This is a genomic window from uncultured Acidaminococcus sp., from assembly GCA_900538365.1.
Lineage (GTDB): Bacteria > Bacillota > Negativicutes > Acidaminococcales > Acidaminococcaceae > Acidaminococcus.
Map to the genome: position 1 here is coordinate 1 of UPXT01000058.1, position 13281 is coordinate 13281.

A 13281-nucleotide genomic window follows, 5' to 3' on the forward strand; every position below is an offset into this window, starting at 1 on the left:
CCCTTTATTTTGCAAGGACTATTTTTCCCTACCGAGAAACATTTTACGCTTAGGCTGCCTCTCATAAGTGCAATCGTTTTTTCGCTGCGTCTTTTAAATTGGACACTTGTAGTAGAGGAATGGATAGGAAAAAGCGTCTATCATTCCTCTCCCTTATCTCTCATATAGGCATGAATAGGGTTTCTTTTTTTTCATACCCGTCCACTCTAGAAGAATACTGTCCCAAAGAATGTCCACGTTTAAAGGAGTACAGAAGTTGAGACTCCACGCTTTGATTGTAAGCTTTCCTTTATTCCCCTGCTTTTCTTCAATATTTTGTTATATAAGTGGGCATGACTCCTGCTTGACAAGGTCAAGTATTTAGACTATTATTTATTTTTTAAAATAATTGATGTTTTTCCTTTATTTTGTGATATGATTATGGGAGAAAAAGTTGACAGAAATTTGAAGGAGGGGATCAGTGTGACAAAAGGAACCAATCAGAAGCTGAAAATGCTTTACCTGAAGCAGATCTTTGAAGAAGAAACTGACGATCAGCACAGCCTGACGCTCCAAAATATCACGGAACGCCTCAATAGTTTGGGGGTTAATGCCGACCGCAAGACGCTGTATCAGGACTTCAAGGAACTCAAGCGCTACGGCATGGACATCATTGCCATGCAGGAAGGCCGCACGTGGAACTATCATTTGGGAAGCCGTGATTTTGAATTACCGGAAGTCAAGCTCCTCGTCGATTCCGTGCAGGCATTTAAATTCATCAACGAGCACAAATCGGATACTCTTATCCGCAAGCTCGAAAAACTCGTCAGTCACTATGAAGGGCAGGAACTGCAGCGTCAGGTTTACATTTTCGGCCGCATCAAGACGAGCAACAAACGAACTTACCTGACTATTGATACGATTTTCAAGGCCATCAATGAAAATTACCAGATCCAGTTCCATTACTGTAAATGGAACATCCACAAGGAACTGGAAAAACGTCGGGATGGCTCTTCCTACACCGTGAGCCCTTGGTGTCTGGTATGGGACAACGAAAACTATTATCTTCTCGGTTATGATGCCCTTGATAAAAAACTCAAGCACTACCGCGTAGACAAGATGATGGATATCAGCATCCTGCGGACCCGCCGGCTGGGCCGAGATGCCTATCGCCGCATCGATATGCCGGAGTACACGCAGTATCATTTTGGAATGTATGATGGGGATGTGGAAAATGTCACCATTGAACTCGAAAATGATTTGATCGGTGTCTTCATCGACCGTTTTGGCAAGAAGATTCCCGTCACCCCTGTCGATGATGACCATGTTGCCGTTACGATCACCGCAGCAATCAGCCGTCAGTTCCTTGGCTGGATCTTCGCACTGGGACCTGGGGTCAAGATTACCAGTCCTCAGTCCGTCGTCCTTGCCATGCGCCGCGAAGGCGAACGGATCGCTGATGCCTATACGGCAAAGCAGCAGGAACCAAAAGAATAAGCACGGAAAGAGAGACTGTCCTCATAAGAAGGCAGTCTCTTTTTTTAGTCCTTGAAGGGGCCTTTGACCTTGCAGAGGACTCCTTTTTCCGTAATCACCTCGACGCGGGCCGTGGCTTTTTTGCCAATCTTGTCATAAAGGCGGCCGGCACTGTAGCTTTCGCCAAGAACGGTCTTGGGACTATTGGCGACATAACCCACTTTGCCAAGGCCTTCCCGATAGGCAGCAATGGCCTCGCGGTCCCATTCGTTCTTCGGTTCTTTTTTTAGGATAAGCACATCGTGCCGGCGAAAGAAGTCCAATCCGCAGCAAAAGTCCATTCCTGTAATCGTAACATAGATGGTTTTCATATTCTCCCCTCCTCTAAAATCATCATAACACAAATACTGTCCCTTATAGGGGACTTGGAGGAGGAATTTAAGGACATTGCTCAATCTTCCTTATCAAGGAGTTGAAGGGCTTCATAAATAAGGTTTCCAGCAGCGCGCACATCCTTTGCATCTGTCCATTCCTTTCCATTATGACTGATGCCATCGCGGCTCGGGACAAAGATCATCCCCACCGGGACGCGGCGGGCCAGGGCGTGAGCATCGTGACTGGCACCGCTGGGCATGACAAGGTAAGGCAGATGGAGCCGGTCGGCGGCCTTTTGAAAAACTTTCTGAATCCCCTTGTCACAGTAAGTACCAGGTTTTTCTTCCCGCGTTTCAAAGGAAAAGGTGACATCGGGGATTGTTTCAGCATAGGCCTTGATGTCTGCAATGAGGGCATCTGTCAGGGTCCGCTCCAAGTGACGCATTTCAAACGTTGCTTCCACACGGTTTGGTACAACATTGGCTGAATTGGGCAAGCAGTCGATGGTCCCTGCCGTAAAAACGAGATGATCGTCCAGTTCACGGCACCTCAGGTCCCCGTAAACAATCAGTTTTGCCATGCCTACCATGGCGTCATGGCGCCGCTTCATCAGCGTCGTACCACTGTGATTGGCCATGCCATGGCAGATGACGCGATAACGAAAGACGCCGGCAATGCCCGTAACAATACCCACAGGAAGCCTTCGGGCAGCAAGCTCGGGCCCCTGCTCGATATGGGCCTCGAGATAGCATTTGACGCCAGCAAAATCACGCCGCGCCGCAGCCATCTCTTCCCCAGTCCTGCCAAAGGAATGCAGCGTCTCTTTCATATGGGGCGCTTCGGAATCAAACCAGCCTGTGAGGACGCGGCTTCCAAAAAGGGCTCCCAAGGGATTGAACTCCTCGCCGTTAAAGGCATAAATCTCCATTGGATGACGGAAAACCACGCCCTCTTTTTGGGCACGGCTTAGCGCTGCAAGAGCCGCCGCGACACCCATGGCGCCGTCGTAGAGACCGCCGGAAGGCACAGTGTCAAGATGGGACCCCAGGATAATCGCCGGAAGGCCGGGAACGGAGCCCAGAAGAACGCCGTGCTCATTTCCAGCGGCATCGCGGTCCGTCTTCATGGAAAGGGCTCTCATCTCGTTCCGGACAAGGTCTGCCGCTCCCTCCCATTCAGGGCTAAAAATACGCCGTGTATAGGAGCCATCGGGATTTTTCCCGAACTGGCCAATTTTACATAAATAATCCATCGTATCCATGGTATCCCTCCTTTTGGATTCAATTTCATCATAGCAAATGAAGACCAGATTGAACATACTCGGAGCAAAAAATCGCTCTGACGCTATGACGCTGTGAATATGGAGGGGCTTGTGATCTGATTATGCCCCTCGGTTTTGTAAAAAATCCCTCACGGCAGGGAAGAAACGTCCGCTGCTATGAGGAATCTCCATCAAGCGAGAAGTTTTTCGAGACGGCCTGCAATGGCGTTCAGGAAATCCTCGCTGTTTACTTTTTCTTTTTCCGGAAGGGTCGACATGCTGTAAAGGTCACCTGTCATGGTGCCGCTTTCAATGGTATCGATGGTGGCTTTTTCAAGGGCATCGGCATAAGCCTGCAGCTCGGGAAGACCATCGAGCTCACCGCGCTTTCTAAAGGCGCCGGACCAAGCAAAGATGGTTGCCACAGGATTCGTGGAAGTCTTCTCACCCTTGAGATATTTATAGTAATGACGCTGCACCGTTCCGTGAGCAGCTTCATACTCATATTTTTCATCAGGGGAAACAAGAACGGAAGTCATCATGGCAAGGGAACCAAAGGCCGTTGCCATCATGTCGCTCATGACGTCGCCATCATAGTTCTTACAGGCCCAGACCATACCGCCGCGGGAACGGATGATACGGGCAACAACGTCATCAATGAGGGTATAGAAATATTCAATTCCGCACGCTTCATACCGCGTTTTATATTCCTTGTCATAGATTTCCTGGAAAATGTCCTTGAAGCGATGGTCATAGATTTTGGAGACCGTGTCCTTCGTAGCAAACCAGAGGTCTTCCTTGACAGATAGAGCATAGTCAAAGCAGGCGTGGGCATAGCTGCGGATGGATTCGTCCGTGTTGAAGATGCCCTGCGTGATGCCTTCCCCGTTAAATTCATTAATGGTGCGGCGCGTCTGGTTCCCCTGCGCATCCGTCACGACAAGTTCGGCCTTGCCGCCAGCAGGAACCCGCAGTTCCGTATTCTTATAAATGTCGCCAAAAGCATGACGGGCAATGGTGATGGGCTTTTCCCAGTTACGGACGAGCGGGGCAATCCCCTTGACCATGATAGGTTTGCGGAATACGGTTCCATCCAGGATGGCGCGGATTGTTCCATTCGGACTGGGCCACATTTTCTTGAGATTGTATTCCTTTACACGGGCCGCATTCGCAGTAATGGTGGCACATTTGACGGCGACTCCGTATTTTTTCGTGGCAAGCGCCGACTCAATGGTGACCTCATCATCCGTGTCGTCACGATGCTTCATCCCCAAGTCATAGTATTCGCTCTTGAGAGCGACATAGGGAAGGATCAGGATATCTTTGATCATCTTCCAAAGGACACGGGTCATTTCATCGCCGTCCATTTCCACAAGAGGCGTTTTCATCTGAATTTTTTGGGTCATAGGGGCCACTTCCTTTTTTCAAGATTTTGGGTCTTTCATCATATTCATATTGTAGCATGGTTTAGCACGTTCTCCCATGGCAGAAAAAAGGCCCTATCAGAAAAACCGATGGGCTGAGTAAACAGGAAAAGGCCGTGGCAGCTTTGGTAAAACAAGAAAAAAGACGCTCCTTAAAATGAATGCAGGGTGAATTTTATCCCCTGATAAGAAGATTTTGCCAAAAGAAAAGGAAAGACGGTTTTCAATCCATCGAAAAATACTATAGAAACAGGAAAGGCAGCCCACAAGCCTTTCAAAAAAAGAGACGGCACCTGTCTTTTCAGCAGAGGCTGAACGATTCCCAATCGAGGAGGAGGGATTTCTAAAATAGCAGCCTTATCCTTTCCCCCTAATTGGCATCATATAGAGACCATATTCAGCACCCAGACGAGAAACTGCTCCAGTAGTAGCATTGGCCATTCTCATATCCGTCTGGGGGTCAATAACAATTAAAACTTCTTCTCCGGCCTTGACACCCATAAGATTGCCCATCAGATAGTCCGCTCTTTCAATGCATTCAATCATTCTATTGTCTTCCATAATTGGCGCTCCTTATCATTCAAGAGTAAGTCATGACCATAAATTTGGGGAAATCAATAAACTTAATTGCGCAATTCTTTCTTCTGGTCATATGTTACTAAAGTAACTCTTTAATAACAAAACATATGGTAGTTTTTTATATTCCATCACCATGGAGTTATATATCGTCTATGAGCCAACTCATTATCAAGAGAATCCATGCACTATTTATCTTTCGATAATTTAACCTTCCTGCGAAGAAGGGAAATCATCTTAGGCAGCTCATAACAAGTCATGGCAATCCAACCGATCAGCATGGCATAGGCCACGGAAAGAAAACCAACAGAAAAATGAAATACAAGGACGGCACAGCTTGCGACGCGGACACCAATATTGACGGCACTGCTGTAAAGGGTTGTGGATAGTTCGCCCAGCCCCCTAAAAAATCCCTGCATCACATTCGTCAGGGCGCACAGCAAATAGATCCAGCTCATGGTGAGGAGATAAGCCTCTCCCAATCGGATGATGGCCGGTTCTTCTGTAAAAAGGGCCAGGATCCGTCCACTTGCGCCATACATCACCCCAGTAAAGCCTATTACATAGATAAAGGAAAAGAAGAGACTTACAAGGATACTCCTATGCACCCGTGCGGACTTACCCGCTCCAATATTCTGGGCGATGAAGATGGTCATGGCATAGGCTATCGTCGATAAAGGCACCATGGCATAATCTTCAAATCGGCTGCTGACGCTGTAGGCGGCAATGACTGTCGTACCAAGCGTATTCACAATCGCCTGGGTGCCCAGTTTGCCAATCTGCAGGGAAGACTGCTGCAAGGCGCTCACCATACTGAAAGAAAAAATTTTTTTCACAAGGGGCCACTCAACGGCAAGATGCTGCTTTATCGCAAGCTTACCCATAAAACTTACTAGAAAAGGCAAACAGAACAAGGACGAGAGCAGTTCACAAAGGACCGTGCTTACGGCAGCGCCCACGATGCCCCAGCCAAAAAGAACGACAAAGAGATAATCACCAAGGACATTGAGCCCTGCACTTACAGCGAGAATGAAGAGCGTCGTTTGACTGTCCCCCATGGCTCTCAAGACCGTTGAGAAATAGCCATAGCAGAAATGGAAAAAGAGCCCTACCATGATAATCCTCACATAGAGCGCCGAGTCCTTTAGGATAGCCGCTGGAACTTGAAGAAGGAGCAGGATGGGGCGCGCAAAAATAATCAACACGGCTGAAAGACCAAGGGATACCAGGGTTCCTGCTGCAAAGCCGCTCACCATCTGGCGGCGAAGAGTTGCCCCATCTTTGGCCCCATAGGCCTTTCCAATAAGGATGCTTGCGCCAAGGCAGATGCCATTGATGAAAAGAAGTGAAAACGTCATAAGGGGATTGCTCGTTCCCACCGCCGCAAGGGCCAGGTCCCCAATATAGCGGCCAACAATGGCACTATCGACAGCATTGTAGGTCAGTGTGAGATAATTGGACAAAATAAGCGGCAGCAAATATGAAAGAAGCTGAAGGGGAATGTTTCCCTTTGTCAAATCATGGTTTTTCACAAAGACCACCATCCTCTTAAAATGAACATCATTGATATAAAAAAGTGGTTGAACTACAAATTTTCGGTTCTTCACGGAAATTTGTGGGGTCATGGACAAATAAATATTGAAAAAGGACATCAAATTCTCCAAAATATAAGGTGGCTAAACCAAAGTAAAGGAGAATTGAGATGTCCTCTAACCAATACATTATTCAAACTGTCCTGTTTTGTCAAGACCCCGATTACCTTGTTTGGCTCCCTGAAGATCCTTTGGACGATTCCACGGCATGGGTGGTCACCAGCCAAAAGAATCATACCGATTTTCTCTGCCCTCACTGCGGAGAGCCGATGCCTATCTATGGCACGTACCGAACCCGCCTAAGAACGGTGCCTATATAGCCACATGCCCGGTGCACGGTCCTCTTCGAGGGGCACCGCTTCCGGTGCCCTTGCTGTCAGGAGACGGTTACGGAACTCAATCCGTACAGGTGTCCTGGAACGAGAATCACCAAACGGGCCGCTGTGTGGATCAAATCACGGCTTGCCCAGGGCCTTACGATTGCCGGCGTGCAGAAGATAACGGGCATCCACTGGGATACGGTTCGCCAAGCTGAAGGAAAAGCAAATCGACGGTCTGGCAAATCACGCCAAACGGAATGCATATGGGTGCAAGAACGACAGCTACTTTTTTACCTTAATTCGGTATCTGTCTTTACCTACGTATGATTTGGCATCCCCCAAAAATGCGTGAAGAACCTTTTAATTTCCTGCTTGACTCCCTTCATTAACTGACATCTCCTAAGATTCGGCCCTTCCTGGATGGTCTATAGCCCGTCCAGGACTATGGCTTCTGCTGACTCCTCACGATAAATCCTGTTTAGGCCACGGCCGCCAATTGCATGGCTCTGGCCATGTCTGTGAGGCCCCCCGGGTAAGAACGCACGCTTTCTCTCCCTTCATCTGCCCCATCTACCCTTTGGGATTCCGCGTCGTTATGGGACTTCAGTCTGTATTGCGACCTTATCCATCCCAAACTAACCTTATGCGGTTTCTATTCGTCAGGTCGGAGATTTGCCCGTACCTTCCTTCAAGTTCCACCTCTCGATGTCGCCTTTGGTGTTTGACTATGACTTTCCCACGAATAGGCAGTCTAGGGACTTTCCCCTTTAAGAGTGCGCCCATGCCGGGCGCACAACAAAAAACCGTACCAAGCATTTGCTTGATACGGTTTATTCTTTGATTTGGTGCGGTTGGTGGGACTTGAACCCACACGAGATTGCTCTCACCAGCCCCTCAAGCTGACGCGTCTGCCGTTCCGCCACAACCGCGTACACCAGATAAAATTGGTGCGGCCAAGAGGAATTGAACCTCCACGGGGTTGCCCCCACTAGCTCCTGAAGCTAGCGCGTCTGCCTGTTCCGCCATGGCCGCGTTGTCATCAACAACAATGCTATTCTAGCAGAAATCAAAAAGGGAGTCAAGCAGTTTTTTAGGAAATTTTATAAAGCTGCTGTTCGCCCTTTTTCCCATCATCAGTTGCTCACCGTATGATAGAGTTCGGCATAGCGCTGACGGTCATGAAGGACTTTCCGCACATATTCCCGCGTATCGGAAAAAGGAATGGCAGAAATATCGCTGAAACCAAAGCCCCACCCATTTTCGGCCATCCATTCCTTGACCGTGCCGCGGCCTGCGTTATAGGCAGCAAGCATGAGAATCTCATTGCCTTGGAACTCTGATTCCAGTTCACTGAGGTACCAACACCCAAACTTGATGTTCAGTTCAGGAAGCATCAGCATCTTGGCCTTGAAATTTGGAAAATCTGTACTCTTGGCAATCCAGCTTCCCGTCTCTGGCATAATCTGCATGAGACCCAAGGCCCCCGTTTTGGATTCCGCATCTGGGTTGAAACCGCTTTCATTCTTGATGACGGCAACAGCAAGGAAGGGATCTACGCGGTACTGCGCACTATATTGGTGGATCTCCTTTCCATAAGGCCACTGATAGACCGCACGGCGCTGGAAAAAATCCGTGCGCCATATAAGAAACCCCACCACAGCCACAAGGATAAGGATCAAAAGGCCATGGAAGCGTCTTGAGGATTGATTCTTTTGTTCTTTTTTCTTCAATGAAATCCCTCTCTATGGATCATGGTGCTGCCTTAGCAGACACCCACTTAACAACTGCAACATGGGTAACTTCAAGCGTGCTTTTTGAAGCGGTCCCCCGTAGAGGATGGTCACGACAAAAAGCCTGCTTATTTATTGTAACAAATTGGAAGAGGGTATGACAACTCTCCTTGTTTATGGAAAACCAAAGCAAAGGGACTTTTTTACACGGAAAGATGCCTAAAATTCCTTTTTAAGTGCAGGATAGAAAGGAAAGTCCATAAAAATTTTCATTTCCTATCGGCGCTGGATTTTTGCAGCGCCTTGATAAGTGCTTGGTCAACTTGCTGATAAAGGGCATCCAGCGTTTGACTGTTATCAATGATGACATCGGCCATTTTGCGTTTTTCGGCAAGGGGCATCTGATGCTTGATGCGCATGAGGACTTCTTCCCGCGTGATTCCAGAGCGTTTCATGGCACGACGGACCTGTTCCTCTTCAGGAATAAAAACAAGCCAAACTTCATCACATACGTTCTCCCATTGTCCTTCAAGAAGGAGGGGCGCGTCAATGATCACAAGGGCGTCTTCTTTATGAAGGCGTAAAAACGCATCCCGTTCTTCTTTGATTGCCGCATGGACGATTGCATTAAGGTCTTGTGTGGCCTCTTTTGACGAAAAAGCCAGTGCCGCCAGACGGGTCCGGTCAAGACGCCCATCTGCCATCAGGATCGTTTTTCCAAACCGCTTGGCAAGCCTTGCTAAACAAGGCGATCCCTTTTCTTCCACATGCCATCCCGAGCGGTCAGCATCAAAAATGGGAATGCCCTTTTGGGCCAAATAAGCGCTCACTGTACTTTTTCCAGAGGCGATACCGCCGGTCAGTCCAATGATCATATAAGCCTCCTATTTCTGGCAGTGTGCACAGTACACCGTGCCCCGTCCCGCCACTTTCGTTTTGGTGAGTGTCTTCCCGCATAATAGACAGGGCTTTCCACCGCGATGATATACCTTGAGGTACTGGAAGTTATCCCCCATTTTTCCGTCAGCATCCTGGTAATTGCGGAAAGTCGTACCATGATGACGCAAGGCACTTTGGATGATCTCTTTGATGGCAATGGCAAGGCGCTCCCATTCCTTTTTGGTCATCCGGCTGACCCTCTTCGTAGGCCGGATGCCAGCTGCAAAAAGGGATTCATCAGCATAAATATTGCCAAGTCCCGCAATGATGGACTGATCAAGGATAAAGGGTTTTACTTGGGTGTTCCGATGACGCGCCCTTTCCTTAAGATAGGTGCCGGTCATTGCGTCATCAAGCGGCTCCGGTCCCAGCGCTTCAAAGCCCTTATCAAGGGGCTCCCCTTCTTGATAAAGGGCCGCTGTACCAAAAGTCCGAATATCAGTCATCCACAAATCATGGGCTCCGGAAAGGATCAGGCCCCAGCGCGCAAATGGCGGCAGGGGCTCCCCTTTTTTTACCGCGAGGAAGGCGCCGGTCATCCGCAGATGCACCATAAGCCTTTCGCCGCCTTTGAGCATGAGGGACAAATATTTTCCCCGGCGGAGGACAGCGGTCACGACAGCGCCCCTAAGGCCCTTCCTGAACGCTTCAGGCGAAGGATGGACAATCATACGGGGCAACAAGATGCGCACGTCTTCAATTTTCTTTTCCAATACGTACGGTTCCAGGGAAATCCGTACCTGTTCTACTTCTGGAAGTTCCGGCATCATTTCTCCTTTATCTTGAGAAAAAAGGCGCAGGTTGCCCCACACCTTCCCCCTTATTTTGCGTCAGCCCAGGTCTTTCCGAAGGCAATATCAGCCACAAGGGGCACCTTCAGGGTTACAGCGCGCTCCATGGCATTTTTCACGATGGCACTGACTTTATCTTTTTCTTCTTCCATTACTTCAAGGACCAGTTCATCGTGGACCTGGAGAAGGACGCGGCTTTTTACGCCGGCTTCCTTGAGCTCTTTGGCCACATGGAGCATGGCAATCTTGATGATATCCGCCGCTGTCCCTTGGATAGGCGTATTGATGGCCGTTCGTTCCGCAAAGCTGCGGCGGTTGAAGTTCTTTGCATGGATGTCCGGCAAATAACGGCGCCGGCCAAAAAGGGTCTCTACATACCCCATTTCACGGGCTTTCTTCTTTTCCCCTTCCATGTATTCCTTAACGCCCGTATAGCGGGCAAAGTAGCTGTCAATATACTGGGCCGCTTCACTTCTGGGGACACCAAGCTGACGGCCAAGGCCAAAATCGCTGATGCCGTAGATGATGCCAAAGTTCACGGTCTTTGCTTTGCTGCGCATGAAAGGCGTTACCTCTTCGATGGGCACGCCAAAGATTTCCGAAGCCGTCCGGCTATGGATATCCTGACCATGACGGAAGGCGTCAATGAGGCGTTCATCACCAGCAATGCTGGCCATGACGCGCAGTTCCACTTGGGAATAGTCACAGCTCATGAGGAGGTCATACCCTTTGCCGGGTACGAACATCCGGCGCATTTGCCTGCCCACTTCCGTCCGGGTAGGGATGTTCTGCAGATTCGGATCCGTACTGGAAAGCCGTCCGGTCACGGTCGCCATTTGGTTGAAATGGGTATGGATGCGGCCTGTATTGGGATTGATGAGGGGATGGAGCGCCACTAAGTATGTGGATAAAAGCTTCGACAGCGTACGGTACTCCATGATGGTCTCGATGATGGGATGTTCTCCCTGCAGCTGTTCCAGGACACTCACATCCGTGGAATAGCCTGATTTTGTCTTTTTGATGATGGGAAGGCCCAATTTTTCAAAAAGGATGACACCCAGCTGCTTGGGCGAATTGACATTGAAGTCCTCACCGGCCTGTTCCTTTGCCTTTTGCTCAAGGTCAGCCACCTGTTTTGTCATGCTCTTTGTCACTTCATCAAGCATGTCCTTATCCAAGGTGATGCCATTTACTTCCATATCAGCAAGGACCTTTGTAAGGGGAAGCTCTATGTCCCTGTATAGTTCCGTAAGACCGCGTTCAGCCATGAGTCCTTCAAGTACGGGCATAAGGGCTTCCACATCCTGGGCCGTACCGCGGCAGCTGGCGGGAAGATACGTTTCAGCAAGGCTCCTTACATCATAATGGGTTTCACCCGGTTCATAAAGATAGGCGGCTAGAGCTGGGTCTCCGACAACGCCTTGCAGGCTGAGGCCCTTTCCCTGCATGAATTTATACAGTTCTTTAGGGTTTGGGACAATCTTTTTGACGGATTCATCGCAAAATAGGCCCACCACGTCCGGATCATCCAAAAGCGTCTTGTCCCAAACATAAACCTTATGATCGTAGGCTCCGGAGAGGCTTGTGAGGGCAAGATTCGGCAAAAGGCCTTCTGTTTCATACATAAGGGAAAGGGGTGCATCGCCTTCTTTCACGCGCGTCAGGAGGGCCATAGCCGCTTCCGACGAGGCAAGCGGAACGGTTTCGTAGCTAGCTTCGGCAATGACCTCGCCAAACATGCTCATTTCACCTCCATCCCGTGCTTCACTCACTCCTTCTGCAAGCCCCAGGACCGGGGAAAATCGGTTCCACATATTCTTGAATTGGAGGTCATCCATGAGGACGCGGCTTTTTTCCGTAAGGCCAGTCAGGCGATACGATGCTGGATCCGTATCCATGGGAACGGTGAGGCAAATCGTCGCAAGATCCTTGGACATAAGGGCCTGGTCCCGATAGGTAACGAGCTTTTCCTTGAGGCTTTTTCCCTTGACCTCAGCAGCATGATCCAAGACCGCTTCAACGGACTGGTACTCCTTGATGAGCTTTAGGGCCGTCTTGGGACCGACACCGGGCACACCGGGGATATTGTCGCTCGTATCACCCATCAGACCTTTAAGATCAATGATCTGACGGGGGCTAAGTCCTTCGTATTCTTTCTGGAAAGCGGCTTCATCGTAATCACCAATTTGGGTGATGCCTTTTTTGGTAAAGTAGACATGAACATTTTCCTTGATGAGCTGGAATTCATCCCGGTCTCCCGTTACAATGATGACCTTCGTTTCTTTTGGAGCGGTTGCCGAAAGGGTTCCAATAAGGTCGTCCGCTTCGTAATTATCCATTTCTAGGGTTGGAATGCCCATACTCGTCAACAGCTCAATGGCAAGGGGAAACTGTTCCTTGAGTTCCGGCGGGGTGGCCTTGCGCTGGCCCTTGTAGTCGGCAAATTTTTCCGTCCGAAAGCTATGCCGCGATTTATCAAAGGCAACGGCCATATAGCTTGGCTTCACTTCTTCAAGAAGTTTCAGGAGCATATTGCACAATCCATAAACAGCGCCCGTATTGACGCCTTTTTTATTGGTAAAGGAAGGCAGGGCAAAGAACGCGCGATGGATCAAGCTGCTGCCATCGATAATAAGGAAGGTCTCGTTCATGAAAATCTCCTTTCAGGATTGAAAAGATGGGAAAAAGTCGCTTTCCCCACCAGTGAATGGTCCCTGTCATTATACCATATTGGACGAAGCGTGAAAAAAGGGTTTGCCCTCCCGTATGTGTCAACATTTTCTCGGGAGACCCATATAAGATTGTGTTGCAGCTTAAT

At 49.1% G+C, this 13281-nt stretch carries 10 protein-coding genes and 2 tRNA genes; 1 reads left to right on the forward strand and 11 read right to left on the reverse strand.

The window, feature by feature from the left end; genetic code table 11:
• Positions 1 to 462 precede the first annotated feature (462 nt).
• On the forward strand, positions 463 to 1476 hold the full coding sequence (locus QZQ08_RS09085) for a YafY family protein (protein ID WP_296331131.1): 1014 nt from the start codon (positions 463 to 465) through the stop codon (positions 1474 to 1476).
• A gap of 44 nt (positions 1477 to 1520) precedes the next feature.
• Here QZQ08_RS09085 and QZQ08_RS09090 read toward each other — a convergent pair whose 3' ends face one another.
• The 11 genes from QZQ08_RS09090 to polA all read right to left on the reverse strand — a co-directional run bounded on the left by QZQ08_RS09090 (position 1521) and on the right by polA (position 13114).
• A complete protein-coding gene (locus QZQ08_RS09090; protein ID WP_296331135.1) occupies positions 1521 to 1826 on the reverse strand; it encodes an HIRAN domain-containing protein in 306 nt (101 codons plus the stop codon).
• 80 nt (positions 1827 to 1906) lie between these two features.
• Positions 1907 to 3091, reverse strand: coding sequence for a Zn-dependent hydrolase (locus tag QZQ08_RS09095; protein WP_296331138.1), 1185 nt, complete (start codon positions 3089 to 3091; stop codon positions 1907 to 1909).
• A gap of 191 nt (positions 3092 to 3282) precedes the next feature.
• Entirely contained in the window at positions 3283 to 4497 is a 1215-nt protein-coding gene (locus QZQ08_RS09100) for an NADP-dependent isocitrate dehydrogenase (protein WP_296331141.1), read from the reverse strand.
• A gap of 375 nt (positions 4498 to 4872) precedes the next feature.
• Positions 4873 to 5076 carry a hypothetical protein gene (locus QZQ08_RS09105; RefSeq protein ID WP_296331145.1) on the reverse strand — a complete coding sequence of 68 codons (204 nt, stop codon included), beginning with the start codon at positions 5074 to 5076 and terminating at the stop codon, positions 4873 to 4875.
• Positions 5077 to 5279: 203 nt separating this feature from the next.
• Positions 5280 to 6623 (reverse strand): MATE family efflux transporter, encoded by a 1344-nt coding sequence (locus tag QZQ08_RS09110; RefSeq protein WP_296331148.1) that lies wholly within the window; start codon positions 6621 to 6623, stop codon positions 5280 to 5282.
• Positions 6624 to 7846: 1223 nt separating this feature from the next.
• Positions 7847 to 7932 (reverse strand) — tRNA-Leu (locus QZQ08_RS09115).
• Between the two features lie 16 nt (positions 7933 to 7948).
• Positions 7949 to 8035, reverse strand: a tRNA-Leu gene (locus QZQ08_RS09120).
• A gap of 101 nt (positions 8036 to 8136) precedes the next feature.
• Positions 8137 to 8733 carry a lytic transglycosylase domain-containing protein gene (locus QZQ08_RS09125; RefSeq protein WP_296331151.1) on the reverse strand — a complete coding sequence of 199 codons (597 nt, stop codon included), beginning with the start codon at positions 8731 to 8733 and terminating at the stop codon, positions 8137 to 8139.
• 269 nt (positions 8734 to 9002) lie between these two features.
• The gene (coaE, locus tag QZQ08_RS09130; protein WP_296331154.1) at positions 9003 to 9608 is read right to left on the reverse strand and encodes a dephospho-CoA kinase; all 606 of its coding nucleotides are present in this window, start codon (positions 9606 to 9608) and stop codon (positions 9003 to 9005) included.
• Positions 9609 to 9617: 9 nt separating this feature from the next.
• Positions 9618 to 10442: a bifunctional DNA-formamidopyrimidine glycosylase/DNA-(apurinic or apyrimidinic site) lyase gene (mutM, locus tag QZQ08_RS09135; RefSeq protein WP_296331156.1), complete on the reverse strand. Its 825-nt coding sequence runs from the start codon at positions 10440 to 10442 to the stop codon at positions 9618 to 9620.
• A gap of 50 nt (positions 10443 to 10492) precedes the next feature.
• Positions 10493 to 13114 (reverse strand): DNA polymerase I, encoded by a 2622-nt coding sequence (gene polA, locus QZQ08_RS09140; protein ID WP_296331159.1) that lies wholly within the window; start codon positions 13112 to 13114, stop codon positions 10493 to 10495.
• Between the last annotated feature and the right edge of the window lie 167 nt (positions 13115 to 13281).

Bases quoted from the DNA above. Each gene is read 5' to 3' on its own strand.
- QZQ08_RS09090 (WP_296331135.1), bottom strand. From the start codon at position 1,826: ATGAAAACCATCTATGTTACGATTACAGGAATGGACTTTTGCTGCGGA.
- QZQ08_RS09095 (WP_296331138.1), bottom strand. From the start codon at position 3,091: ATGGATACGATGGATTATTTATGTAAAATTGGCCAGTTCGGGAAAAAT.
- QZQ08_RS09100 (WP_296331141.1), bottom strand. From the start codon at position 4,497: ATGACCCAAAAAATTCAGATGAAAACGCCTCTTGTGGAAATGGACGGC.
- QZQ08_RS09105 (WP_296331145.1), bottom strand. From the start codon at position 5,076: ATGGAAGACAATAGAATGATTGAATGCATTGAAAGAGCGGACTATCTG.
- coaE (WP_296331154.1), bottom strand. From the start codon at position 9,608: ATGATCATTGGACTGACCGGCGGTATCGCCTCTGGAAAAAGTACAGTG.
- mutM (WP_296331156.1), bottom strand. From the start codon at position 10,442: ATGATGCCGGAACTTCCAGAAGTAGAACAGGTACGGATTTCCCTGGAA.
- polA (WP_296331159.1), bottom strand. From the start codon at position 13,114: ATGAACGAGACCTTCCTTATTATCGATGGCAGCAGCTTGATCCATCGC.